Here is a 24,437-nt window from a genome sequence, read left to right on the forward strand (position 1 = left end):
GGATCGCCTGAAAAGAGGCTCCCTAAGCACATCTCGGCAGGCAGCCCATCATGTATTCTATCGGCACCCGCCCATCCTTAAACCCATCTTACTGACCTCGATAGGCGAGGGCAAAGCGCTGCCGTCCAGCCAAATCGAGATGAATATCAATCGGGTCATACTGCCCCGTCTGCTGAAGCAGCGATCGCACGGCCCCTCCCTGCCCATCCATCAATTCCACCAGCCAAAGCCCGCCGATCTTAAGATAGCGAGGCGCGATCGCCGCTAGATGGCGAATACAGTCTAGCCCGTCGGCTCCACCATCGAGGGCCAGGCTCGGTTCGTGGTCTCGCACTTCCGGCTGCAGCTCGTCCAGCAGCGCCGTGGGAATATAGGGCGGGTTGGACACCATGCCGCTCAGGGGCATAGCCTCCGGCGGCAGCCCTGCAAACCAGGATCCTTGACTCACCTGTAGGCGATCGCTTAGACCACAGGTGACGGCATTAGCCTGGGCGATCGCTAAGGCCTCAGCACTAACATCCACGGCATAGATCCTGGCTTCGGGCAAAAGCTGGGCCAGAGCCAGGGCGATCGCCCCACTCCCCGTCCCTAGATCGGCCCAGGCTCCGGCAGCTAGATGGGGATAGTGCTGAACCGCCGCCGCCACCAGATCAATCATGCCCTCTGTCTCAGGGCGCGGAATCAACACCGCTGGCGACACCTGGAGACAGAACCGCCGCCACCGCACCCGACCCGCTAGATATTGCACCGGCACGCGATCGCGCAAGCGCTGAGTCCAAAGGCGATCCAGGTCTGCCAACGTCACATCCAACGTCACCTGCGGACGAGTTTTAAAGCTTTCTAGCCGTAGCGTTAGCCGGTCAATCGAGCACAGCTCCTGCATCAGCCACTCTAGTTCAACCAAAGGCACCTCCGAGGCGATCGCTGCCTGCCGAGCGCCCTGCCACCAGTGCCAAAGCTGTTGTCCAGAAATCGTGCGATCGTCCATCATGCGCTCAAGCTGCAACCCATCCTCATGGCCCAACAGCAAACGCAGCAGATTTGTGATCTCTGCTGCGTTGCTTACTAGCTAACCGACAAGCCCGGTTGGTTCAATGTCATCCCCATGCACAACTACTGAGGTTGAGGTGCACTATCAAGAATATACTGCAACGAATCGGTGGGAGGAATCAACAAAATGCGATTGAGTTCATCATTATCGCTGGTTTGCAGGGTTTCAATCAGCCCTTCTAAGTTGATCACCTGAATTTCAATGGAATTGGCAAGCGATGGCTGGGCTTCCGTCAGGCGAGCCAGCATGGATTCAATTTGGGTTTGCTGGAAGAAAATGGGAATAAAGCGCTCCTGTTCTCCTTGAGCCGTTGCTTCTTGACCAGACTCAATGGTGAGGAAGCCCCCTTCTCCTTCTAAAGAACGAGCGATAAACAGGGGTACCCCTTCAAACTCATTTACATCTTGCCCTTGAGTGCGCAGAATATCGACGGCTGATTCTACTTCAGCCACCATAGGCACAAAGACAAACTCAACGCCTGCCGACTCTTGCTGGCTTGTGACGGCTAGTTGATACACTTCTGCGAGGGACACAGGCACAACTTGCACTGACCCAGCCAAAGCCGGATCTTGTGCTTCCAAGTTGTTCAAAAAGTTTTCAGCATCATCTTGGCTGATAAACACACCGGCAACAGGGGTACTGGCTGCACCATCAGTTGCACGTTCAGGAGCAGCCACAAGGGGAGACCCGCTTTCATCGGTGATCGTGAACACTGGCACCGAGCGCAGACGCTCCATAACTTGCTCTTCGGTAAGAGCTAGAGCCGGCATCGTGCCCGTCAAAATAGCACCGGCTAGTGATCCAGCAACGATACCCAGTGCAGTACTCCAACGCATTAATGACCTCATAACTGCTCCTATCAAAACAATTGAACATTTAACATGAACTCGGTCAATGAACCGCACGACTGAGTTTTCACTATTCGACCGGTCAGGCGATCGCTTAGGGCATCACCGAAACAATCTGGATCATCCTATCGAATTTCTGAGAAGGATGACGGGTATGACTGGAAATTGATCCCTTGACAAGTTGTCCTACCCTGAGTTGCTATGACGCGGCGGCATCCATGAGAGTTCCGTCACCAACAGGTGCCAGCAGGGCGAAAGCCACCGTTCCCTGGTTTTCCGCAGGGGCGATCGCTCGTCCGGATCAACCAGAAAACCCAGGCAGACATAGCCCAGGCCTAGCCCAGACATGATCAAGCTGCCCCACCTCAGCCATCATGCTTGATGACCAATGGAGCAGCTTAATTTGAATATAACGGCACAGGGCCAAGTCGGGATGACAGGATTTGAACCTGCGACATCCTGCTCCCAAAGCAGGCGCGCTACCAAGCTGCGCTACATCCCGAATCACTCGACCCTTAGTATAGCGTGTTTTGCTCGTATCCGTCTGCGATACCGTTGAGCTAGTGGAGCCCATGGTGGTGAGAGTTAGGCATCGTAGAAAAACGTTTCCTCGGAATTGGGGGAACCAGGAGAATTCAGGTCCTTGGGAGGATCCACACTCTGCAAATCGTCAACTTGATGCTCGATGGTACGCAGCATTTCGCTGAGGCTTGCCAGAGCTTCCATACGGGCTTGAACAAGGCCTGGCTCCGACAAAGCCCGCTCTCGAATTTCATTGACCTTAAACTGCAGTTGCTTGGCAATGCTCAGGGCATCTCGTCCCAATCGCGAAAGCTGCTGCTGCTGATAAAACTTGAGCGCTGCCCCCCGCAAGACCTGCACCGTCGCCTCTTCTCCATGTTTGGAGGGCATGACTCGAAACCGCAGGAGGATACGATTTTGTTGATAGGAGCGTTCAATCTCTACTTGTTGGGGGGTTTGGAGCGGTGCAGCGGGCATATGAGCCATAACCTTGAGTTCTGTCACCAGCCCATGCAGCAGTGATAGATCAATCCGATCCATGATGGACTGCAGCACCCCATTTTGGCTCCAGAGCACGCGGCCATGGTGGCTTTGACGCTCAAAATATAGACGCCCAATGCCGTCTTCCAAGATGCGCCCCAGCAACTCCTGCAGAAGTTGTTGAGGCGGTAAGGTGCGTAAAATCTCCACAGGACTATTGCGATGCTGGGGGTGAAGCTGCAAAACCGGCAGGTTATTGAGCAGAGATGCCCGTCGCGCGGCGGAAATGGGGGGGGATTCTCCCGTTGTAGCGGGTGGGGGCGTCGGAGCAGGTATTGCTGGAGCAGGCGCATCTGGGGAAGATGTAGCTGGTGAAGGCGTAACCAGGGAAGGCGTAGCTGGCGCAGGTGCAGCCGGAGGACTCGTGGTACCTGGGGCCGTCTTGTTATGTCTAGGGGATGGGATAGAGGGTATGGCAGACTGCGCCTGATCCGAGGCTTCTAGGTCATCAGGGCTATCAACAATCAGAGTTTGGCGATCGCTTTGGTGATCCTCGTCTGACGATGGCTGGGGCTGAAAGTCGTCTGTCTTGGCGGGCGTTTTGAGGGCCGCAGCAGACTCGGTGCCTGCCTGGCGGCTCGACACGTAGTTGAGATAGGCCGATAGCACGGCCTGCAGCGCTGCTGAGGAAATAGATTGGGTAACTAGGGAGTAATTGAGATAAGAGACGATGCGCCTGGCATAGTCAGAGGCGGTTTGATCATCAGGACTGACCATTCCCAGATGCAGGCGGCTACCTTCTAGATACAACGGTAGAACCTGGTGGTATAGGCAGGCTTCAAATGGCAAAACGCCGTCAATTAGGATAAAAACCTGATCCACATTCAGACGACTGGCTAGATCGTCTGGAAAATTTGACAAAACTAGCTCGTAGCTATTTCCCGTAGATTTTGACCCTGAGCGATCGCTTGGAGGAGACATGAGCGGAACTCCAGCAACAGTCTGCTTTTAGAGTGACATAGTGATGGATGGTTTAGCATGGGTAGGATTGACGGGTTGAGGTAGCGAAATTCTTCTGTTCTTAAGCATGGAGCTCAACCCGCGTGCAATCTCCTCTTAACACTCTAAGGGACATTGAGCAGAATACATGCCCCCATGGACAGAACTGATCCGTGGGACTAGCCGCTGGCCCGCAGTTCCTGAGCTTTGAGGTACAGCTTACTCCATTCTCCCACTACCTGATTGGTGCGTAAATTCAAGGCTTTCGCGATCGCTTCTGTGGGCTGATCGGCTTTCAATAGGTCTAGCAGACGGCGCTGGGTGGGCGATAGGTCATCCCAGTAGCTCGTCCATTGTTCCGGCGTTAAGCCTAAACTATGCTCCTTGAGGGAGGTGCCCAGCCAAGACATGACCATATCAGGGTTGTGCTTGAGCCCAAACACCCGCACGGCATGGTAGCTAATTTTTTCTCGCAGGCGATAGATTTGCTTGATGGGCACCTGCAGGATGGTAGCGATCGCTTCCTGGGACTGTCCTTCTAGATAGAGTTCTAGCCATTGGGCGGCCAAGGGATCGACCTGTTCTCGCAGATAGTCGGCAAACTGATGTTTGACCTGATCCCGCAGCACCTGCTGTTCCGTCCAAACCTGCTGATCTTGGTAGTCGGCGAGCGCTTGGTTATCTAGCAGGCTGACCGGATTGTCAGAATCATCGGGCGTAATTTCTTCGGACACCAGACGGATCAGGTCTCCCGACGGCACCTGGGTCATCCCGGCCCGCTGCGATCGCCGCAGGTAGTTGACAAACCGATAAACCAGCAGGGGTTGATTGCGAATGGGGCGCAGGCAATATTCTTCAACGCTGGCCAACATCAAGGCATTGCGCAGACGAGAGCTGGGGGTGCATTCTGAAATCCAGCGCATCTGCTGACCCATGTAGCGATCGCTTTGGATCATTTCTTGGATCACTTCCTGCAGCACATCCATGACCGTACGGTGGCGATCGCGGGACAGGGCCACCCAGGTACGAATTTTGCTACGAATCAGGAATAGGCTGCCCAGCCGCTGTAGCAGTTGCTTGTAGGCCTGTGCTTGGTGTACCCGTAAATAGCGCTGCTGCAGGATCCGATAGCGATAGTCCATAGCCTGCTGAGCAATAGCCAGATCCTCGCGACCGAAGGAATCAAACCGTTCTAAATCAGCACCAAAGAGCCACCGGATAATGCTTTCTCGGCTAGCAGGGGGCTGGTCTGAACAATCGGCTTCGAGGCGCGATCGCCAGCTTTGCATTAATTCCTCAGCCAATGGCATAACGCATGAATCCTTAAAAAAGCTGTTTTACATCGGTCTCAAGCCCTGGGAGTGGGCATGACATCAACCGAGGAGTCTCTGTGCCGACTGTCTCTCGTGCCGACCGTTGGCAACCTACCCTAAAGTGTGTCCCATTGCCGGCTGTGCGTCTTGATTGAGATCACGTCGAACTGCTGATCTCAGCCGCAGCACCCGATCGACCTCGGAGCAACGGAAACGATGGTCACTGGTGTGGCTCACGTCTAAATCACTGTGTCTTGAAATAGTGTATTGAAGTTGTATCCTCCTCGTCACGTAGTTGTATTTCACAGGCCATGAACAGACTATAGATCAGCCATGGGCTTCATCATCAATGGCAGCCACCAACCGCTGTAGGGAATCGGTCAAGCGATCGAGCCGCTCTAGCATCACATCTTGGTTTTCGGCCAAGGTTTGGATGGCATCGCTGAGGGCAAAGATTTGGTATCCCTGTTGCTGAACCTGCCCTGCAAGCGTATCTACACGCGTAGCCATTTGTTCGACGGTTTCTGAGGTGGCAATCACGGATTCGCCAATTTGTTGAACAATTGATTCTAGTCGATCTAATCTAGCATCCACCTTATCGTTGCCTCACACTTTGCTGGTCGTTTGCCCTGGTCTGAGGGCAGAATGAACGCTTGAGTCTTCAACGCTACCCAAAAGCTGGGCAAGCTGCCACCCCTGCTCCTCAACGGCTGATGGATCGATGAGGATAGTTAGGATCAAGCAAGCAAAACCGTCTCCCCAACCTGCATAAACCGTCTGGACAGGCTGGGATGAGTCAGCCTCACTATACAATGTCATCCATACTGTTCATTGTGCCATCCGGGCTAGGCTCCATCAGCGATGCAGATTCAAGTTGATACCTTTACCGTTCATAAACGATTTGCCTTAACCATTAGCCGGGGCACCACCTCCACCTCCACCAATCTGTGGCTACGGCTTAGGGCCGATGGGCTAGAGGGCTGGGGCGAGGCCGCACCGTTTTCCATCGGCGACCATCACCAAACCACGGAGGACCTAACGGCAGGCCTCGCCAGACTGGCTCCTCTCCTAGACAAGCGATCGCCCTTGGATCTCATGGCCCTGGAGCAGGCGATGGATCAGGTTGCTCTGCCTTCGGCGGCCCGAGCGGCCCTGGATATGGCCCGCCATGACTGGATTGGCAAGCGCATTGGCCTGCCGATTTGGCAACTCTGGGGGGGCGATCGCCATCAGATTCCCCCCACCTCCGTCACCATTGGCATCAGCAGCCCGGAGGCGGCTCAACAGCGATTGCAGCATTGGCTACAGTCTGCGCCGGTGGGGGCCGTTAAGGTCAAATTGGGCAGTGCTGTGGGACTGGATGCCGATCAGGCGATGTTCTTGGCCCTGCAGGCGATCGCCCCTCCAGGTTTAAAGTGGAGCGTCGATGCCAACGGCGGCTGGAGCTTGGCCGATGCGTTGACCATGAGCCGATGGCTGGCGGAACGAGGCGTCACCTACCTGGAGCAACCCCTGGATGCTGGACAGGAGGTTGACTTACCGATGCTCTATGAGCGATCGCCCTTACCCATTTTTGTAGACGAGAGTTGCTTCACCAGTGCCGATATTCCTGCCCTTGCCGATCGGGTGCATGGAATCAATATTAAGCTGATGAAGTCAGGTGGCCTCACCGAAGCCCTGCGCATGGTGCATACCGCCCGAGCCTGTGGTCTACAGATTATGTTGGGCTGCTATTCCGACAGCAGTTTATCCAACACCGCCGCCGCCCAACTGGCCCCCTTTGCCACCCATCTAGATTTAGATAGCCATCTCAATCTCGTGGATGACCCCTTTGTGGGCGCAACCCTCACCGATGGGATCCTCAGCCCCAATGATCAGCCAGGCCTAGGGGTGGAGCGATCGCCCCAGGTGGTGATCTAGCGATCGCCTCACCTTACCCTTGACCAGACAATCAGAGCGCTATCTATACCCTTTTTCAATCAACCCAGCTATGCTCACCCCTCAGCATCGAGTCGCCATCCTGATGCACGACGGCATCAAAACCGGCCGAGGCAAAACCGGCATTTCCCTCCTGCGCTACGGACAAATGCCGGTGGTCGCGGTGATTGACCATCAAACCGCCGGGCAATCCCTAGCAGACTGGACGGGTATTCAAAACCCTGCGCCCATCGTCGCCTCAGTGAACGATGCCCTAGCCTATGAGCCTGACGTGTTAGCCATCGGCATTGCTCCCTCAGGGGGAAGCTTACCGGAGCCGCTGCGCCAAGAGGTGCGGGCGGCCCTGGCCGCCGGCCTATCGGTGGTCAACGGCCTGCACACTAGCCTGGCGGATGATCCAGAGCTGCGATCGCTGGTCACGCCTCCCCAGTGGATTTGGGATGTGCGCCGAGAGCCTGAGGGGTTATCGGTGGGCAGTGGGCGGGCGCGATCGCTCCCCAGCAGGCGAATTCTCGCGGTGGGTACGGATATGGCCGTGGGCAAAATGTCGACCGGCATTGAACTCCATCAAGCGGCCTTGTCTACGGGGTTGCGATCGGCCTTTGTGGCCACCGGGCAAACGGGTCTGATGCTGGGCTATGGCGGCGTGGCTCTAGACGCCGTGCGCATTGACTTTGCCTCAGGTGCTGTGGAGCAGGCGGTGTTGGCCCAGGGGCAAGATTGCGATCTTGTGTGGATTGAAGGCCAGGGCTCCTTCTTTAACCCCGCCTCCACCGCCACCCTGCCGCTGCTGCGGGGCAGTCAGCCCACCCATCTGGTTTTAGTCCACCGCGCTGGTCTCACCCATATTCACAACCTGCCTCAGATCTTGATCCCGCCCCTGTCTAGGGTGGTGCAGATCTATGAAGCGGTGGCCGCTGCTGGCGGAGCGTTTACGGCTCCCAAGATCGTCGCCGTGGCCTTGAATACCTTTGGCTTGACGGAGTCTGACGCCAGACAAGCGATCGCTGATGTGCAGGACGAAACCCAACTGCCCTGTACTGACGTGATTCGGTTTGGCAGCGCTCCGATTTTGGACGCTATTCTGGCCACTGATCCGGCCCGCTAGCCTGGCTCTAGACTAATATTGAAGAAATGTAAATTTCGCGAGCAACGTGCCATGACTGCAACGGTTGAAATCTATACCTGGAGTACTTGCCCCTTCTGCATTCGGGCCAAGATGCTGCTAGAACGCAAGGGCATTAACTACACCGAACTCTGCATTGACGGCGATGAAGCGGCGCGGGCCGAGATGGCTGACCGGGCTAACGGGCGGCGATCGCTCCCCCAAATTTTTATCAACGATCAGCATGTGGGCGGCTGCGATGACCTGCACGCCCTCGAACGCCAAGGACAACTGGATGCGATGCTGCAAGCCGCCTAATCCTCAACCGTAGTACACTGACGGCTGTACTGTATCCCTAGGATGCAGTACAGAGTTTCATGCGCGGAGAATCGCCCAGTGAAGTTTGCATTTATCATCGACCCGATTGAGCGCCTTGATCCGGGCCACGACACCAGCGTGGCGCTCATGGAAGCAGCCCAGCAGTTGGGCCATGAGGTATGGATTACGACGGCAGCGGATCTCAGCGTGGCGGGCGGCCAGGCCTATGCCACCCTCACCCCGGTCATTCTCACCCCGGTAGACTTGATCGACGGCCGTTGGGTGGCGGCGACACCGTGGTATACCCTAGGCGATCGCCAGCGGCTGCCGCTGACCGATATATCCGCTGTGTTCATGCGTACTGACCCGCCGGTGACCATTCCCTACCTCTACGCTACCTATGTGCTAGATGCGGTGGATCCGAGCCAGACCCTGGTGGTGAATTCCCCGGCAGGTTTGCGGGCCGCCAATGAGAAAATGTATGCCCTGCAGTTCACCGAGGCGATTCCCGACACCATTGTCAGCAGCGATAAAGAGGTGATTCGGGACTTTGTGGAACAGCAAGGCGCGGGCGTCCTCAAGCCCTTGGGCGGAAAGGCTGGCGAAGGCATTTTATTTTTAGAATCGAGCGATCGCAACTTCAATTCCCTCATCGAAATCAGCACCCAGCGCGGCCAGTATCCGGTCATGGTGCAAACCTATCTGCCTGCGGCCAAAGAGGGCGATAAGCGGATTATTGTGCTGAACGGCGACCCGATTGGCGCAGTCAACCGCATTCCCACCGGCAAAGAATTTCGGGGCAATATGGCCGTGGGTGGTCGGGTGGCGGCGGTGGACATCACCGATCGCGAGCTGGATATCTGCCGCCAACTGGCTCCTACCCTGCAGCGAGACGGCTTGATCTTTGTGGGTATTGACATCATCGGTGGCTACTTGACGGAGGTGAACGTCACCAGCCCCACCGGCATTCGAGAAATCGATCGCCTCAATGATGTGCGCCTAGGGCATCAGGTGATGGACTGGGTGATCCATCGAGTTAAAACGCTGTGATCTCCTAGCAGGGGCGATCGCTCTACCATCCATGCCATCTTGCTGCTTAGACAACAGCTTGTAGGTTAAGCGAGAATTAAAATCAGACTTTAGAATAAACACAATTGATCTAGCGAAGCGGCAAGCGCATTAGGAGATAGAGCATGAGTGATTTGTGGTACCCCAGTCGTCGCATTGTCCATCTGAGTCGGCGGCGGTTGCTGCAATATGGCGCAATCACCCTTGGCACTAGCGTCTTGGCAGCCTGTACGGGCAACCAGCCCACCACCAGCACCGAACCAACGCCTGAAGCCGCGCCCGAACCGGCGGCCAGCGGCGATCTCACCCCACTCACCTTCGGCACCAACTGGTACGCCCAAGGGGAACATGGCGGCTATTACCAAGCCGTTGCCACCGGCATTTATGAAGAATACGGCCTCGACGTCACCGTTCAAATGGGTGGCCCTCAGGTCAACGGTACGCAACTGCTCATGGGCGGTGCCATCGACTTTTTCATGGGCTACACCTCCGACGCGATCGCTGCGGTGGCCGAAAACATTCCCAAAATTACCGTCGCCGCCATTTTCCAAAAAGATCCGCAAGTCTTGCTGGCCCATCCCGACACCGGCGTGACTAGTCTCGAAGACCTGCAGGGCCGCCCCATCTTCATCTCATCGGCTGCCAACGTCACCTATTGGCCGTTTCTGGAAGCCAAGTATGGCTTCACCGAGGATCAAAAACGTCCCTACAATTTCAACCCTGGCCCCTTCTTGGCCGACACCACATCTGCCCAACAGGGCTACCTGAGTTCCGAACCGCTGAAGGTCTCCCAGGAAGGCGGCTTCGAGCCCCTTGTCTTCCTGCTCGCCGATTATGGCTATAACCCCTACGCCACCACCATTGAAACCCGTCGCGAATTGGTAGACAGCGATCCTGACTTGGTGCAGCGCTTTGTGGATGCATCGATCAAGGGCTGGTATAGCTACTTCGAGGATCCGGCTCCGGCCAACGAGCTGATTAAGCAAGACAACCCAGAAATGTCTGACGAGCAGTTGGCCTATAGCCATGAAAAAATGCAGGAGTATGGCATTGTTATATCCGGCGATGCAGAAACCTTGGGTATTGGTGCCATGACCGAAGAACGCTGGCAGACCTTCTTTGAGTCCTTGGTGGAGGCGGGCATCCATGACGCCGATCTCGACTACACCCAAGCCTTTACCCTCGACTTTGTGAATAAAGGCACCGATTACTACCTGAATTCCTAGCATCTTGGAGACCTGGGGAGGCGATCGCCCCTTTGCGCACAACCAAAGCACAACCTGGGCATCCTAACCTTAAGGTGATCATGGCCCCCATCCTGAGCGATCGCCCGCTGTTGTTTCATCCTTTCTGGCTATGACCTTTTCTTCTGCCATTCGTCTGCGCCATGTGGGCAAAACCTACGCCAACGGCACGGTTGCCCTAGACGATGTCAATTTGGCGATCGCCCCCACGGAGTTTGTCAGCTTGGTGGGGCCATCGGGCTGCGGCAAAAGTACCGTCCTGCGCTTGATGGCTGGGCTCAGTCCCCTCAGCAACGGCACCGTGGAATGGGGCGATGCCCTATCCCGCGATCGCCTCTCCTTTGTGTTTCAAGACGCGTCCCTGATGCCCTGGGCCACCGTGCAGGACAACGTGCGGCTGCCGCTACGGTTGGCCGGTGTGCCCAAGGCAAAAGCCGAGGGAGCGATCGCCAATGCCTTGAAGATGGTTGACCTCCAGGGCTACGAACGCGCCTACCCTCGCCAGCTCTCCGGCGGCATGAAGATGCGGGTGTCGATTGCGCGATCGCTGGTTACCCAACCCAGTTTGATGCTGATGGACGAACCCTTCGGGGCGCTGGATGAAATGACCCGCGGTCGTTTGAACAGCGATATTCTCCACCTCTGGGAAACCCAGCGCTGGACCGTTGTTTTTGTCACCCACAATATCTACGAAGCCGTCTACCTCTCCCAGCGAGTGATCGTTATGGCAGCACGACCAGGACGAATTATCGCCGACATTGCCATTGATGCCCCCTATCCTCGCAACGACGCTTTTCGCACCTCTCCTCTCTTCAACAACTACTGTCGTGACGTGGCCCAGCAGCTTGCCGAAGCCTCCCTGGGAATGCCGCCCCTAGCCGATCTGCGTCAGCCCTAATCACCCGCATTGAGACTAGCCGCCATGCTGCTTCGCTACTTCGTTGTGGCTCTTCTGGAGTTGCAAAACCTCTGCCTGAAGCGGGGTATCCGTAGGTTCCGCGCCCAGGGCGTCCTGCGTATCCTGTATGATTTTTTCACTGCTCGATGGTCTGCTATGACTGTTCCTCCCCTAGCCAATACCGATCCGGCCACTCGCTCCGCCCCATCTGCCCAGGGTAAACCCCGACGCGATCGCCCCTTGGTGTTAACCTGGCTCACCTCTAGCGAAGTCATTGCCCCCGTCGTTGTTGGCGTTTTGGTGCTGATTGCCTGGGAACTGGCCGTTCGGCTCACCAATACACCGCCCTACCTATTGCCAGCCCCCTCCCTGGTGCTCACCACCCTGATCCAAGACTGGCATCAGCTCTTTCCGTCCTTGATGGTGACCCTGCGGATTACCACGATCGCCTTCATCGCTGCTGCCATCTCAGGCTTACTGATCGCGATCATATTTGCCCAGAGTAAGTGGATTGAACGTAGCTTATTTCCCTACGCCGTTATTTTGCAAACTACTCCGATCGTAGCGATCGCCCCGCTGATTATTATCTGGTTTAGGAACAATACCATCATAGCCCTCGTGGTCTGCGCTTGGATTATTGCCCTATTCCCGATTATTTCCAATACGACCCTGGGTCTCAAAAGTGCCGATCATAATCTGGTCAATCTTTTTAAGCTCTACAATGCTTCCCGCTGGCAGACCTTAATTTACCTGCGCCTGCCCAGTGCCCTGCCCTACTTTTTGGGCGGACTGCGCATTAGCGGCGGGCTGGCTTTAATTGGTGCCGTGGTGGCAGAATTTGTGGCGGGTACGGGCGGGCAGCGATCGGGCATTGCCTACCAGATTTTGATGTCGAGCTATAACCTGCAAATTCCCCGCATGTTCGCAGCCCTGATCCTCACCACCGGTCTAGGCGTCGTCATTTTTGTGACCCTCACCCTCCTATCGGATCTATGTCTACGTCACTGGCATGAAAGCGCCATGACCCAAGAGTCTTAACATCCATGATTCCTGAAACCCCATCCTACTGGCTGCGGAATGCCAGGGTTCCTCAAGCCCTGCTCAGCGACCCAGATCAAGCGATCGCCCCTGTCATTCCCCACCTGGCCGCCGCCCCCATTTGGGAAGACCTAGTCGCCCTCGATGTGCATATCCAAGATGGCCAGATCGCTCATCTCCGTCCCAGCGGCGGTGAGATCGAGGAGCCATCGATGGATCTCCAGCAAGGTCTCATCTTTCCTGGATTTGTGGATATTCATACTCATTTGGATAAAGCCCACACCTGGACACGTACCCCCAATCCTGATGGCACATTTATGGGTGCCTTAACCCATATTGAAGCAGATAAGCGCTATTGGACAGAAGCCGATCTCTATCAGCGAATGAACTTCGGAGTACGGTGTGCCTATGCTCAAGGCACCGTTGCCATCCGCACCCATTTAGACATTTTTGAGAACACCATTGCCGCTAGCTTATCTGCTTTCCGACAGTTAAAAGCAGATTGGAGCGATCGCGTTACCCTAGAAGCCGTGGCGCTGGTGACCCTCGACGACTACACCACCTCTCGGGGAGAACAGCTTGCCGATGCGATGGCAGAAGTAGGCGGCATGATTGGCGGCGTGCCGATGATGAACGCTGACCTAGATGCTCAGCTCGATCGCGTCTTTACTCTGGCCAAAGAGCGACAGATGCCCCTCGATTTCCACACCGATGAAACCAACGATCCCACCTCCATCACCCTGCGTCAGGTGGCGATCGCCGCCCTGCGCCACGAGTTTCCCTATCCAATTCTCTGCGGGCATTGCTGCAATTTATCCGTTCAGTCTGAAGACGAAGCTAGCAAAACGATGCGCCTTGTTCAAGAAGCAGGCATCAGCATCGTCAGCCTGCCAATGTGCAATCTGTTTTTACAGGATCGTCAGCCCCAGCGAATGCCGCGTTGGCGAGGCGTAACCCTGCTCCACGAGTTACGGGCGCAAGGAATTCCCGTCGCGATCGCCAATGACAACAGCCGCGATGCCTTCTTTGGCTACGGCAACCATGATGGACTAGAGGCCCTGACCCAATCGGTGCGTATCGCCCAACTCGATCGCCCTATTGGCACCTGGCCCCGCGCCATCACCCGCACCCCAGCACAGATCATGGGGATTGCGGCTGGCGAGATTGGTGTGGGGCGAGCAGCCGATCTTATTCTCTTCTCAGCCCGCAACTTTAGCGAACTGTTTTCCCGACCCCAGAGCGATCGCCGTGTACTTCGCCAAGGGAAAGCGATCGCCACCACCTTGCCAGACTACCGAGAGCTGGATCATCTGGTGCCTTATTAAACTCTTCAGAAGAATCTATGCTGAAGGGCGATCGCCCAACTGTCAACGTTTCAGGTTAGATCAGCCGCCCATAATGATCTTCTTCAAAAAATCTAGCTTACCTGCATAAGGAGCATAGCGCCCTTTAATATCCAGCCAGAACGAAGATGACAAGACGCTCTTGCGATGGGAAAAGGTATCAAAGCTAGACTTGCCGTGGTAGCTACCCATGCCGCTCTCTCCCACACCCCCAAAGGGTAAGTTAGACGCCGTCACCTGCATCACCGTATCATTGATACAGACCGTGCCAGACGAGGTTGCCGAAAGCACTCGATTTTGCACCTGGGAGTCTCGGGAAAAGATATAGAGCGCTAGGGGCTTAGGACGTTCGTTGACAAAAGCGATCGCCTCTTCTACGTCATCATAGGTAAGCACGGGAAGAATCGGCCCGAAGATTTCATCTTGCATGACCGGATCATGGGGTGAGACATCGTCCAAAATCGTTGGAGCAATATAGCGATCGCTGCGATCCGTTTGTCCACCAATCACCGTCGTTCCAGCGCCTAGTAGACGGCTAACTCGCTCAAAATGGCGATCGCTGATCAGACGCGCATAGTCAGGACTGACCGCCGGATCAGATCCGTAAAAAGCCTGAACTGTTTCAACCAAAGCCGACATCAACGCAGCTTTGACCTTGCGATTCACGAACAGATAATCTGGCGCGATGCAGGTTTGTCCAGCATTGAGAAATTTCCCCCAAACAATCCGTCGAGCGGCGTGGTCTAGGTGAATGTCGGTGTCTACAATGCAAGGGCTTTTGCCGCCAAGTTCTAGGGTAACCGGCGTTAAATGGGGGGCAGCAGCAGCCATGACAATGCGACCCACCTCCGTGCCGCCGGTAAAGAAGATATGATCATATCGTTCCTGGAGTAGCGCCTGACTCGTATCCACACCTCCCTCCACCACCGTTATATAGCTAGGATCGAAGGTTTTCTGCATGAGATCAGCGATCGCCTGGGAGGTTTGGGGAGCCACTTCGGAGGGCTTGAGGATCGCGCAATTTCCCGCTGCGATCGCGCCCACCAACGGTGAAATCATCAGTTGAAACGGATAATTCCATGGGGAGATGATCAGCACAACGCCCAGGGGTTCAGGAATAATCTGAGCAGAGGAGGGAAACAAGGTCAAGGGTACGGAGACCCGAGTTGGCTTGGCCCAGGTTTTGAGATGTTTGATGGCGTGATCAATTTCGCCGACCACACCTACTTCTGTGGCATAGGCTTCAAACTCAGGCTTGCGTAAATCTGCAGCCAGCGCCTGAACAATCAGCGATTGATGATCTAACACCGCCTGTCGCAACGCTTTCAGTTGCCGTAGCCGAAACCCTATATCTTTCGTTTGACCCGTCTGAAAAAATTCCCGTTGGCGATTCAGCACTTTTTGAATGGTGCTCATAGATTGCAGGTCGATCGCATCTTGTACCATGGATTGTTCTCCTTAGCAGTGCGGCATGACGTCTTCTTGTCCACCTTTTCCTAGGATATCGCGCCAGCCCATGCCCTTCAGAGAGCGATCGCCCTCATGGTTCCCGCCAATCTGCCCTGTCCCCGCCTGAGAGTCAGCCGACTGATCGATAGTACCACTTCATCTGACGAGAGAATCAGGGTTTGATCGCCTTTTGTCCGAGATAGAGTGAATGAAGAGTACTAGGTAGAGGGTCATCATTTAGCAACCCCTGGGTTGGATGTCCGTTGCATAAATCTGAAAACTGAGTAGCTCATTTCAGTCAGCATCATGGCTGCAAAGCGGAAGCAAGATTGGTATAAAGGTGAATGAATGATTCTAGTTATTTCCGTAGGATAAGAACAATCAAGTCACTAAGTAAACGCAAACCTTCGTTTACGAGTGCTTATTGAATACGGAGAGACTTTTATGACTGCAACCATCAGCCGCGCGGATCGGGCTAGCACATTCCCATCCTCCATGCGTCAAACTTCAGGATTTCAGCCTTCGCCCTTGTCTAGATCTTCTGATCTATCCACGCGATCCGTCCGTTTTCAACATCGTTCCAGTGCAAATCGATTTGGTTTAACACCTACCCCTAATGCAGTCTGGAACAACATTACAGCAGTCTTTCGTGGACGCAATCCTCGTGTGACTGCAGTGGGTGGCAATCGTGGAATCCAATCAGCCGCCCAGGTTCGATCTATGCATCAGCCGGGTACGTGGGAATTTTCTTCGAACGGACAATTCCGATTTACGCCGCGTGGATTAGGAATTATTGCCAGAACGGATTTATTTCCAATTGTAGGGCGGTACAGTAGGCAGGGTAATATAATCCGCTTTTCAGGTGCGCGGTCATCGGCCAATTTAGTATCGATCAATACCTCATCGATTCGGGGATGGTTTTCCCTAGGGACTGGAGGAGCGCGCGTTATCCAGCAAACCTCAAGAACTGCTGTATCTGGATTTGGTGCTGGTACCTTTGGCGCTGGTTCCAATAGTATCGTTTCCATGAATCTGCGCATGGTGCGGGTTAGCTAATCCTGTCTGAACGAAGCGTATCCCAAATGCTTGATTTTTTGCCTAAACCTCTTCCGAAGAGGATGAAAATCGCAAAAGTAGCCTAGACTATCACTCCCGTCCCCACAAAGTGGCGGGAGTAGATAATTTCTATCTGTCGTCAGTCATTAACCTTTGTCTATAAAGCCATGAGTACCAAAACGCGATCGCTGGATGAGTTAGCCCATACTCTAACCATCAACCAACAACCTGTATCACTTCAGCATATCTTGCGTCAATTTCGCAGGGCAGGCAAGCTAGACACAGTCATCACCGATATTCTCAGCCTCTATGTGATTGAGCAAGAGCTGAATCGATTTCATATCTCTCAGAAAGAGCGCGTCATCGAAGCATCGATGGTTCAGTATCGTGAACAGTATGGTTTGATGGATGAAGGCACGTTTCAAGAATGGTTGCTGAATCGGGGCTTGGATGCTGCTAGTTTTTGTGAACATATAGAATTCAACGTCACGTTAAAGACCTTCAAAGCGGAGTTGGCTGCGCCCAAACTTCTTGAAACCTTTATCGAACACAAGCTGAATCTCGACCAGGTTGTGCTCTCTCGGATTACGGTGGATCATCAAGACCTTGCTGACGAACTCAAATTGCAACTCGAAGAAGGCGCAGACTTTGAGGTATTGGCACGAGAATATTCTTGCTCAGAGGATGCGCTGACCCATGGCATGATGGGTATTTTAAGTCGTGCGGATGTTCAAAATGTGTTTGGAATAGATGCCTATCAAGCAACGGTAGGTGAGTTTATGAGTCCTATTCAGCGGGACGGATGTTGGCATCTCCTGCGCGTTGATGGGCTTCTACCTGCGGCACTTGATGATACTGTGATCCCTTACTTGCAAGAACAGATATTTGAGCAGTGGCTAGCCACGCGAATTCAATCACTACAGGTGGATGTTTGTCTGAGTCAGGCTACCTTAGTTTACTGATCAACCAAGTTAAGCTTGTCCTGGTACATGCTTTTGGGTGTTGCCGACTAAAGATATGAAAGCTTATGGATCGTCAGCGCAAATCCTATTGTGATTCGACTTGTGGTTCGACTGCCCATCCTTGGTTTGTTGTTGAGAGGAGAGGATCATTCGGTGTTACTTAGATGAGAGATGAATTTCCTGAACCAACTCCTGCATCCTGGACTGTTCAGACATGGATTCATCTCAGACATCAGCAACGTCCCTGGAAGTCCTAGACTAAGGTCTGGGCGCAGGAGCAACCCTGGGAGCATGCCCACGCTCAACGTAGGAACGATAGGAGGTCGTGGGAGCGCCTCGCTCACGGTTCCTTCGCACACATCATCTATCGATTCAGCAACGCCGATCATTCATAACCTATCAGAGGTAGCGAAACTAGAGCCTTGACTCAATACTAGAACTAGATGTTGAGCCATGGAGGCGATCGCTTGAGTACCTCATTTCTCAGTCCTGACTTTTGGGAAAACCGCTATCAGGAAAACACTGCCCGTTGGGACCTTGGCCAGCCCGCCCTCGCCTTTGTCGATTGGCTCACTGATTGTCAACTCCAGCCTGGACGGATGATGGTTTTAGGAGCTGGACGCGGCCATGACGCCCTATGGTTTGCGTCCCACGGCTTTGAGGTCGTCGGCGTTGATTTTGCTCCCTCCGCCGTGGAGCAGGCCCGCGCCCTAGCCCAAGAACAGCAGCTCAGCGCTCAGTTTGAGCAGCACAATATTTTTGAGCTACCCGACGACTGGCATCATAGTTTTGACTACGTTCTGGAACATACTTGCTTCTGCGCGATCGCCCCTGAGCAACGCCCTGCCTATGTGCAAGTGGTGCAGCAGCTTCTGAAACCCACCGGGCAGTTCATTGGTCTATTTTGGGCCCACGATCGCCCAGGCGGCCCACCCTTTGGCTCTCGTGTTGCAGATATCCAAGCGCTTTTTTCAGAGCACTTTGATGTATCTAGCCTGAAACCCGTAGCGCGATCGGTGCCTCAGCGCCAAGGGGAAGAATACCTAGCCCAGTTTCCAAGGAAGGGAGCGATCGCCCGTCACGCTTGAATCAGACGATGGACTAAGTCGCCTTGCAAATCGCGCACGCTGGGCAGTACCTTTTCGGCTCCATGCTGAGTCAGCAGAGTGACGTAGTCGGCCTGATAGTGAGCGTCGGTTTGCACATGGGGCGGCAAAATGCCTACCGCGTGCCACGATCGCTGGGGCTGCTGCTGCCGCGCTTGGTGAACGGTTTGTAGATCTGCCACCGTATCCCCGGCATAGATCACCGGCAGATGGGCCGGTAGCGTTGCCCTCTGTTCAAGCTGCGCCACGACCTGAAACAAGCCGGTGGGATCGGGTTTGCCCGGTGCATCTTCCATGGCAACTAAGATCGGATCGACTAGACCAATGCGCCGCTCTAAGACATACTGCGCCGAGCCCCGCGTAGCGCCGCTGAAAAAGCCCCAGGCAATACCCGCATCGGTCAACTGGGCAAAGTAGTCTGCATCGACCAACAGCGGTTCTTGGCAGATATAGCCCGTCCATTGATCGGGATCGGTGGGATCGGGGCCTCGATAGCGGCGCTGGAAGAAGTCCACTAGGTCTTCATAGACCAAGCCAAGCTGCGATCGCTCCTGCCCCTGGGCTTCAAAATATCGGCAGACCAACTCCTGGGATCCTTCCCAATCATTATTCCAGCAGCCCTCGGCTTTGAGATCGTCAATGTCTGCTTGCGAAGGGCGATAGTGCCCTTGGGTGTAGTGTTCCACCGTATCCGCAAGGGCGCGGCGGTAGGATCCACCCACATCCCGCAAGACCCCATCAATATCAAAGATGGCGATCGCTTGAATGGGGGCTGAGGGCATTCTAAACTCTCCTGATACTGGGTGGGATGAGCATAGGGCGATCGCTCATCAAGGTTCTCCAGGTTGGTTCGTCCAACTCGCAGGATAAATCTACCCGAACCGGGAGCGATCGCCCCTATTTGGGGAAAACATACTCTAATATAGAGGATTGTAGAGTTTTCAACGTCGTGCAGATAGGTTTGTGATGGAGGCTGTATTGGCAAAGTTTATGTTAAAGGTTCTCTGGCTGGATGAGAACGTGGCGATCGCCGTTGACCAAATTGTAGGGAAGGGAACCAGCCCACTCACCTCCTACTTTTTCTGGCCCCGCAATGATGCGTGGGAACAGCTCAAAACTGAGCTAGAAGCCAAGCATTGGATTTCTGAAACGGATCGGATTGAATTGCTCAACCGTGCCACGGAACTCATCAACTACTGGCAAGAGGAAGGACGTCGTCGTCCGATGTCCGAAGCCCAGTCTAAGTTTCCGGATGTGGCGTTCACGGGGAGCGCCTGAGTCAGGGCGAGGTTAGCAAGGTGGCTGGGCTTCCGTCAGTGGCTCAGTAGCCTGTTTAATAGAATCATCGCTTCACAACAAGCCTCGCCCTGCGGGGCTTTTGTGGTATTTGGCATTGCCTAACTGGGGACTGCCATGCCTCGCCGCACTGCCGGACGGTTGTTCATGGTTTCCACCCAACGGCTGAGGTGGCTGTGGTGCTCCAAGGTCATGCCCATGTAGTCGTAGGCGGCTACCCAGGGGTAGATGGCCATGTCGGCAATGGAGTAGTCGCCGCTCAGGTAGTCTCGATCCTGGAGTTGGGTATCCAGAACGCCGTAGAGCCGGATGGTTTCCTGTTCGTAGCGGTTGATGGCGTAGGGAAGTTTCTCGGGAGCCGTGCGGCGAAAATGGTTGAGTTGCCCAAACATGGGCCCCACGCTACCCATTTGAAACATCAGCCATTGCAGCACCGAGTAGCGCTGGCGGGCATCGGTGGGTAAAAACTTGGCGGTTTTTTCAGCGAGGTAGATCAAAATTGCGCCGGATTCAAACACCGTTAGCCCGGTTTCTTGATCCGTAATCACCGGAATCTTGCTGTTGGGATTGAGCTTGATGAAGTCAGGGTGGAACTGTTCCCCTTCCCCGATATGGACGGAGTGGACGGTGTAGGGCAAGCCAACTTCCTCCAGCATGACCGAGACTTTGCGGCCATTGGGGGTTGCGAAGGTATAAAAGTCAATCATGGGTGATAGGGCTGATGGATAGAGGGCGCTCGGGCTTAGGTCTGCCAGTTAGGTGACCGTAGACCCATGAACCCAAACCATAGCCCATTCTACCGGCCTGGTTTCATATTTTTTTGCATGGCTCAGGGTTCTTACCCCATCAGGGCGATCGCCCTCTGTGGATCGTTGCATCTGGCCGCGAACCAGATCCCTATGGGAGAATGGAGCAGGGCGATCGCTCTCAGGTTGAGACGATGCCTCGCCTTGCACCTTCACCGCTCCACTGCACTTTAAGGATCACGGTTCATGACGGCAACGGTCTCTTCTGCCCTTTCCCTGGTTGATGATCAACACCGCGTTCAGGTGTCTCAAGTCAATATGCCCCCCCGGCTGTTGCTGGGCCCCGGCCCGTCCAACGCCCACCCTCTCGTCCTCCAGTCCTTGGCACTGCGGCAGGTGGGACATCTAGACCCTAGCTTTTTGGCTCTGATGGACGAGACCCAAACGCTGCTGCGCTATGCCTGGCAGACCCATAGTCGCCTCACCTACCCGATCAGCGGCACCGGCAGCGCTGCCATGGAAGCCACCTTTGCCAATGTGATTGAACCGGGCGATGTGGTCGTGATTGGCGTCATGGGCTATTTTGGGCATCGCATGGTAGACATGGCCGGTCGCTATGGTGCCGAGGCGCGATCGCTTCATCAAGACTGGGGCAAAGTCTTTAGCCTAGACACCCTGCGGGAGGCCCTAGAAACCCATCGTCCCTCGGTGCTAGCCCTCGTCCATGCCGAAACCTCCACCGGCGCTCGTCAACCTCTAGAGGGCGTGGGCGAACTATGCCGCGAGTATGATTGCTTGCTGTTGGTCGATACGGTGACCAGCCTAGGCGGCGTGCCCCTCTTTTTAGATGAATGGGGCGTGGATCTAGCCTATAGCTGTAGCCAGAAAGGACTGAGCTGCCCGCCCGGCATTTCGCCCTTCACCCTTGGGCCGCGGGCCGAAGAAAAGCTGCAGGCCCGTCACACCAAGGTTGCCAATTGGTATCTGGATGCGTCCTTGCTGGCCAAATACTGGGGAAGCGATCGCACCTACCACCACACCGCCCCCATTAACATGACCTACGCGCTGCACGAGTCCCTGCGGTTGATTGCCGAGGAAGGTCTCGATGCTCGCTGGGCCCGCCACCAAACCAATGCCGAGCTGCTGTGGGAAGGCTTGGAAGCCATGGGGCTAGCTTGTCACGTTGCCCGCGACTACCGTCTACCCACCTTGACCACCGTCTGCATTCCCGAGGGCATCGATGGCAAGGCCGTCACCCGCCGGTTATTGCAGGACTACAACATCGAAATTGGCGGCGGGCTGGGTGACCTGGCGGGTAAGGTGTGGCGTGTGGGATTGATGGGCTTCAATAGCCGCCCCGAAAATGTGCTGCTGCTGCTGACGGCCTTGGAGCAGGTGCTGTCTGATCTAGGCTGGACGTCGCCTCGGCTGTAGCCTCTAGTGGGGTTCTGGTCTGTAGTCCACCTGATCCGATTGATAGGAGGGCGGCTCGATGTGAATGTTGATGCGAGCCGGCCCATATTTCTGATTGAGATGATCCTCGACCTGCTCGGTAATGTCGTGGGCAGTTTTGACGTCTGCCGCCTCAACCACTAGGTGCATTTCCATAAAAATCTGGCGTCCCATCATGCCCCGGGAGGCAATGTTGTGGCAGTTGAGTACGCCCGGAACCTCTAGAGCAGCAGCTTGAATGGCTTCGGGAGCGATCGCCACTTCGTCCACCAACCAAGGCAAATTGGCCTTAAGCACCGACCAACAGCTTTGGGCCACCAAGATTACAACGGGAAAGACCAGCGCCAAGTCTAGCCACTGGATATCCCAGATCCAAATTCCGATAAGTCCTGCTAAGACACTGATGGTAATCCACACATCGCTCATGGTGTGGTAAGCATCGGCGATCAAAATCGTGCTGCCGATGCGATGACCCACCCGCCGTTCATAGACTGCCACACCGATGTTAATGCCCAGCACCCCTAGCAAAACCCATAGATCTAGTCCTGAAACCTGGACTGGATCAGCAGCGTTCAACAGGCGAGCGATCGCCCCTTGAATAATTTCATAACAAGCAATGCCCAAGAAAGCCGCAATGCCCAAGGCACCCAAGGCTTCAAATTTTTGATGGCCATAGGGATGGTCGCGATCGGGTTCGGGGGAGGAGAGGTGATTGGTGACCAAGCCGAGGATGTTATTCACGCCATCAGTCGTGCTGTGGAGGGCATCGGCGATGAGGCTGAGGGAACCGGTGAGGCTGCCAATGATGGCTTTTAGCACCGCGACCAAGATATTAAGCACAAGGGTAATGACAAGAACGCGCTGCACCTCGGCCCGATAGGAAATAGCCATAGGGATTCACCAATCAGAACTAGCTGCCCTTCATTGTAGGAGTGTTGGGGTGCAAGGTTGATGGTTTTCGGCATGGACAAGGGGCGATCGCCCGTACGTCCTGATAGGCGCTAGCGATCGCTTCAAGCCTACTCAATCGGTGGATTCAATGAAAGGAAGCTACGTTGCCGGGTTTCGACTCCGCTCAACCCTCTTCTCGCTAGGATTGGAGCATTGAGTGACGTCGAAAGACTGGCAAGTTATGACGTCGTCTAATAGTTTTTGATCATCAATTCCTGCCCTTCTGCAGCAGACGTTTGCTTGTAGTTATTCATGCCATATTGCAGCGTCCATTCAACAATTGTTGCGAAACTAAAAAGCTCCCGAATCTTGGGAGAATCATCATAGGTAATCAGCCATTGATGGGGACATTCCCGCATAATTTTGGCGAAGCGCTCATGGTCAAAATCGAGGTGCAAGTTTCCCTTCACGCCGTAAAGCTTAGACTTGGTGGCACTTAAGTAGGGTGGGTCTAGAAAAATAAAAACTCCTTCACCATCCTGACGGATCAACGTTTCATAGTCGCCGTTGGTGACTAAGGTTGATGACAAGTGAGCACCCAGTTTTCTTAAACGGTCAATCGATGAATCGGTGAAACGATGTTCAAATGCATGTTGGGAATATCCTCCAGAATCTACTGTTCCAGAAAACGTGATGCGATTGAGGACAAAGAAGCGTACTGCTCGTTCAAACTCGGTTAAATCTTGGTTGGTCTGAGTCAACGTTTTAAAGAGTTCCCGACCATTGGAGGTATTGTTCTTGATCCTTTCTACTTCGTCAGCAAGAGCATGGATGTCTTTCTGCACATATGTCCAGAAGTAATAGAGATCAACGTTGAGATCGTTAATCCAGTAAGACTGGATGCGATCGCCGAATGCTTGTTTAACCGCTAAAAATACCGATCCACCACCGATAAAAGGCTCTCTATACTCATGAATCGTTAAGGGTATATGGGGAACTATCTTGCTGATCGCCTTGGACTTTCCACCTGGGTAACGCAAAGGACTTTTATCGTGAGGCATCGTTGATCAATAACCTTGACTTGAGTAGGATCGACTATCAATTTCTAAGTAGTCTCAATCAATCGTTTTGTAGCGTGCTGTGAGGCATAGCCGTAACGCACGTTTTATAGAGTCTTGATGCCTTAAGCGATCGCTCCCGCATCCTATAGATTAAAAGGGGAGCATCCCACTTTCGACAAAATAGTCAACAGGCAAGCTGCCCATTGAGGTAGGCACAACGCAAACTCAACATCGCATTGACAGAGGCCGTATT

At 54.4% G+C, this 24,437-nt stretch carries 23 protein-coding genes and 1 tRNA gene; 12 read left to right on the top strand and 12 right to left on the bottom strand.

The annotated features are described in order from the left end of the window. Positions 1-88 precede the first annotated feature (88 nt). The 7 genes from prmC to JUJ53_RS08740 all read right to left on the bottom strand — a co-directional run bounded on the left by prmC (position 89) and on the right by JUJ53_RS08740 (position 5,807). Entirely contained in the window at positions 89-1,006 is a 918-nt protein-coding gene (prmC, locus tag JUJ53_RS08710; protein ID WP_239124904.1) for a peptide chain release factor N(5)-glutamine methyltransferase, read from the bottom strand. Positions 1,007-1,113: 107 nt separating this feature from the next. Beyond that, on the bottom strand, positions 1,114-1,887 hold the full coding sequence (locus JUJ53_RS08715; protein WP_204151615.1) for a Tic22 family protein: 774 nt from the start codon (positions 1,885-1,887) through the stop codon (positions 1,114-1,116). A gap of 198 nt (positions 1,888-2,085) precedes the next feature. Continuing rightward, on the bottom strand, positions 2,086-2,247 hold the full coding sequence (locus JUJ53_RS08720) for a hypothetical protein (RefSeq protein ID WP_204151616.1): 162 nt from the start codon (positions 2,245-2,247) through the stop codon (positions 2,086-2,088). 80 nt (positions 2,248-2,327) lie between these two features. Next, positions 2,328-2,401 (bottom strand) — tRNA-Pro (locus JUJ53_RS08725). Positions 2,402-2,484: 83 nt separating this feature from the next. Beyond that, the gene (locus JUJ53_RS08730) at positions 2,485-3,882 is read right to left on the bottom strand and encodes a hypothetical protein (protein WP_204151617.1); all 1,398 of its coding nucleotides are present in this window, start codon (positions 3,880-3,882) and stop codon (positions 2,485-2,487) included. A gap of 197 nt (positions 3,883-4,079) precedes the next feature. Then, positions 4,080-5,210, bottom strand: coding sequence for a HetZ-related protein 2 (locus JUJ53_RS08735; protein ID WP_204151618.1), 1,131 nt, complete (start codon positions 5,208-5,210; stop codon positions 4,080-4,082). A gap of 330 nt (positions 5,211-5,540) precedes the next feature. Next, entirely contained in the window at positions 5,541-5,807 is a 267-nt protein-coding gene (locus JUJ53_RS08740) for a hypothetical protein (RefSeq protein WP_204151619.1), read from the bottom strand. 267 nt (positions 5,808-6,074) lie between these two features. On the opposite strand from JUJ53_RS08740, the gene JUJ53_RS08745 reads away from it, so the two are divergent. From JUJ53_RS08745 to JUJ53_RS08780, 8 genes are all read left to right on the top strand, one after another. Continuing rightward, a complete protein-coding gene (locus tag JUJ53_RS08745) occupies positions 6,075-7,133 on the top strand; it encodes a dipeptide epimerase (protein ID WP_204151620.1) in 1,059 nt (352 codons plus the stop codon). Positions 7,134-7,203: 70 nt separating this feature from the next. Beyond that, positions 7,204-8,259: a DUF1611 domain-containing protein gene (locus JUJ53_RS08750; protein ID WP_204151621.1), complete on the top strand. Its 1,056-nt coding sequence runs from the start codon at positions 7,204-7,206 to the stop codon at positions 8,257-8,259. A gap of 51 nt (positions 8,260-8,310) precedes the next feature. After that, a complete protein-coding gene (grxC, locus tag JUJ53_RS08755) occupies positions 8,311-8,574 on the top strand; it encodes a glutaredoxin 3 (protein ID WP_204151622.1) in 264 nt (87 codons plus the stop codon). A gap of 78 nt (positions 8,575-8,652) precedes the next feature. Beyond that, complete coding sequence (gshB, locus tag JUJ53_RS08760; protein WP_204151623.1) at positions 8,653-9,624, top strand: glutathione synthase; 972 nt, start codon at positions 8,653-8,655, stop codon at positions 9,622-9,624. A gap of 143 nt (positions 9,625-9,767) precedes the next feature. Further along, positions 9,768-10,868 carry an ABC transporter substrate-binding protein gene (locus JUJ53_RS08765; RefSeq protein ID WP_204151624.1) on the top strand — a complete coding sequence of 367 codons (1,101 nt, stop codon included), beginning with the start codon at positions 9,768-9,770 and terminating at the stop codon, positions 10,866-10,868. A gap of 130 nt (positions 10,869-10,998) precedes the next feature. After that, complete coding sequence (locus tag JUJ53_RS08770; RefSeq protein WP_204151625.1) at positions 10,999-11,784, top strand: ABC transporter ATP-binding protein; 786 nt, start codon at positions 10,999-11,001, stop codon at positions 11,782-11,784. 240 nt (positions 11,785-12,024) lie between these two features. Beyond that, entirely contained in the window at positions 12,025-12,822 is a 798-nt protein-coding gene (locus JUJ53_RS08775; RefSeq protein WP_343327921.1) for an ABC transporter permease, read from the top strand. A gap of 5 nt (positions 12,823-12,827) precedes the next feature. After that, entirely contained in the window at positions 12,828-14,147 is a 1,320-nt protein-coding gene (locus JUJ53_RS08780; protein WP_204151626.1) for a cytosine deaminase, read from the top strand. A gap of 60 nt (positions 14,148-14,207) precedes the next feature. Here JUJ53_RS08780 and JUJ53_RS08785 read toward each other — a convergent pair whose 3' ends face one another. After that, positions 14,208-15,611, bottom strand: coding sequence for an aldehyde dehydrogenase (locus tag JUJ53_RS08785; RefSeq protein WP_204151627.1), 1,404 nt, complete (start codon positions 15,609-15,611; stop codon positions 14,208-14,210). Between the two features lie 1,226 nt (positions 15,612-16,837). Here JUJ53_RS08785 and JUJ53_RS08790 point away from each other — a divergent pair. Then, positions 16,838-17,632, top strand: coding sequence for a peptidylprolyl isomerase (locus tag JUJ53_RS08790; protein WP_204151628.1), 795 nt, complete (start codon positions 16,838-16,840; stop codon positions 17,630-17,632). 467 nt (positions 17,633-18,099) lie between these two features. Beyond that, positions 18,100-18,720, top strand: a complete 621-nt coding sequence (locus JUJ53_RS08795) for a methyltransferase domain-containing protein (protein WP_239124907.1) — start codon at positions 18,100-18,102, stop codon at positions 18,718-18,720. Here JUJ53_RS08795 and JUJ53_RS08800 read toward each other — a convergent pair. Further along, positions 18,711-19,520, bottom strand: a complete 810-nt coding sequence (locus JUJ53_RS08800; RefSeq protein WP_204151630.1) for a TIGR01548 family HAD-type hydrolase — start codon at positions 19,518-19,520, stop codon at positions 18,711-18,713. The genes JUJ53_RS08795 and JUJ53_RS08800 overlap by 10 nt on opposite strands. Before the next feature lie 196 nt (positions 19,521-19,716). On the opposite strand from JUJ53_RS08800, the gene JUJ53_RS08805 reads away from it, so the two are divergent. Further along, positions 19,717-20,016 carry a 30S ribosomal protein PSRP-3 gene (locus JUJ53_RS08805; protein WP_204151631.1) on the top strand — a complete coding sequence of 100 codons (300 nt, stop codon included), beginning with the start codon at positions 19,717-19,719 and terminating at the stop codon, positions 20,014-20,016. A gap of 119 nt (positions 20,017-20,135) precedes the next feature. On the opposite strand, the gene JUJ53_RS08810 is transcribed toward JUJ53_RS08805, so the two are convergent. Continuing rightward, on the bottom strand, positions 20,136-20,741 hold the full coding sequence (locus JUJ53_RS08810) for a glutathione S-transferase N-terminal domain-containing protein (protein ID WP_204151632.1): 606 nt from the start codon (positions 20,739-20,741) through the stop codon (positions 20,136-20,138). Between the two features lie 285 nt (positions 20,742-21,026). Between JUJ53_RS08810 and JUJ53_RS08815 the strand changes: the two genes are divergently transcribed. After that, the gene (locus JUJ53_RS08815; RefSeq protein WP_204151633.1) at positions 21,027-22,214 is read left to right on the top strand and encodes an alanine--glyoxylate aminotransferase family protein; all 1,188 of its coding nucleotides are present in this window, start codon (positions 21,027-21,029) and stop codon (positions 22,212-22,214) included. A gap of 3 nt (positions 22,215-22,217) precedes the next feature. Here JUJ53_RS08815 and JUJ53_RS08820 read toward each other — a convergent pair whose 3' ends face one another. Together JUJ53_RS08820 and JUJ53_RS08825 are read right to left on the bottom strand one after the other, a co-directional pair. Then, the gene (locus JUJ53_RS08820; protein ID WP_204151634.1) at positions 22,218-23,123 is read right to left on the bottom strand and encodes a cation diffusion facilitator family transporter; all 906 of its coding nucleotides are present in this window, start codon (positions 23,121-23,123) and stop codon (positions 22,218-22,220) included. A gap of 251 nt (positions 23,124-23,374) precedes the next feature. Then, positions 23,375-24,184 (bottom strand): DNA adenine methylase, encoded by an 810-nt coding sequence (locus tag JUJ53_RS08825; RefSeq protein WP_204151635.1) that lies wholly within the window; start codon positions 24,182-24,184, stop codon positions 23,375-23,377. Between the last annotated feature and the right edge of the window lie 253 nt (positions 24,185-24,437).

The organism is Leptolyngbya sp. CCY15150, from assembly GCF_016888135.1.
Taxonomy (GTDB): Bacteria; Cyanobacteriota; Cyanobacteriia; order RECH01; family RECH01; genus RECH01.

Coding starts and splice junctions, on each gene's coding strand:
- JUJ53_RS08745 (WP_204151620.1), top strand. CDS start 6,075: ATGCAGATTCAAGTTGATACCTTTACCGTTCATAAACGATTTGCCTTA.
- JUJ53_RS08765 (WP_204151624.1), top strand. CDS start 9,768: ATGAGTGATTTGTGGTACCCCAGTCGTCGCATTGTCCATCTGAGTCGG.
- JUJ53_RS08825 (WP_204151635.1), bottom strand. CDS start 24,184: ATGCCTCACGATAAAAGTCCTTTGCGTTACCCAGGTGGAAAGTCCAAG.
- JUJ53_RS08750 (WP_204151621.1), top strand. CDS start 7,204: ATGCTCACCCCTCAGCATCGAGTCGCCATCCTGATGCACGACGGCATC.
- JUJ53_RS08820 (WP_204151634.1), bottom strand. CDS start 23,123: ATGGCTATTTCCTATCGGGCCGAGGTGCAGCGCGTTCTTGTCATTACC.
- JUJ53_RS08770 (WP_204151625.1), top strand. CDS start 10,999: ATGACCTTTTCTTCTGCCATTCGTCTGCGCCATGTGGGCAAAACCTAC.
- grxC (WP_204151622.1), top strand. CDS start 8,311: ATGACTGCAACGGTTGAAATCTATACCTGGAGTACTTGCCCCTTCTGC.
- JUJ53_RS08800 (WP_204151630.1), bottom strand. CDS start 19,520: ATGCCCTCAGCCCCCATTCAAGCGATCGCCATCTTTGATATTGATGGG.
- JUJ53_RS08780 (WP_204151626.1), top strand. CDS start 12,828: ATGATTCCTGAAACCCCATCCTACTGGCTGCGGAATGCCAGGGTTCCT.
- JUJ53_RS08735 (WP_204151618.1), bottom strand. CDS start 5,210: ATGCCATTGGCTGAGGAATTAATGCAAAGCTGGCGATCGCGCCTCGAA.
- JUJ53_RS08715 (WP_204151615.1), bottom strand. CDS start 1,887: ATGCGTTGGAGTACTGCACTGGGTATCGTTGCTGGATCACTAGCCGGT.
- JUJ53_RS08815 (WP_204151633.1), top strand. CDS start 21,027: ATGACGGCAACGGTCTCTTCTGCCCTTTCCCTGGTTGATGATCAACAC.
- JUJ53_RS08790 (WP_204151628.1), top strand. CDS start 16,838: ATGAGTACCAAAACGCGATCGCTGGATGAGTTAGCCCATACTCTAACC.
- JUJ53_RS08730 (WP_204151617.1), bottom strand. CDS start 3,882: ATGTCTCCTCCAAGCGATCGCTCAGGGTCAAAATCTACGGGAAATAGC.
- JUJ53_RS08785 (WP_204151627.1), bottom strand. CDS start 15,611: ATGGTACAAGATGCGATCGACCTGCAATCTATGAGCACCATTCAAAAA.
- JUJ53_RS08720 (WP_204151616.1), bottom strand. CDS start 2,247: ATGTCTGGGCTAGGCCTGGGCTATGTCTGCCTGGGTTTTCTGGTTGAT.
- JUJ53_RS08810 (WP_204151632.1), bottom strand. CDS start 20,741: ATGATTGACTTTTATACCTTCGCAACCCCCAATGGCCGCAAAGTCTCG.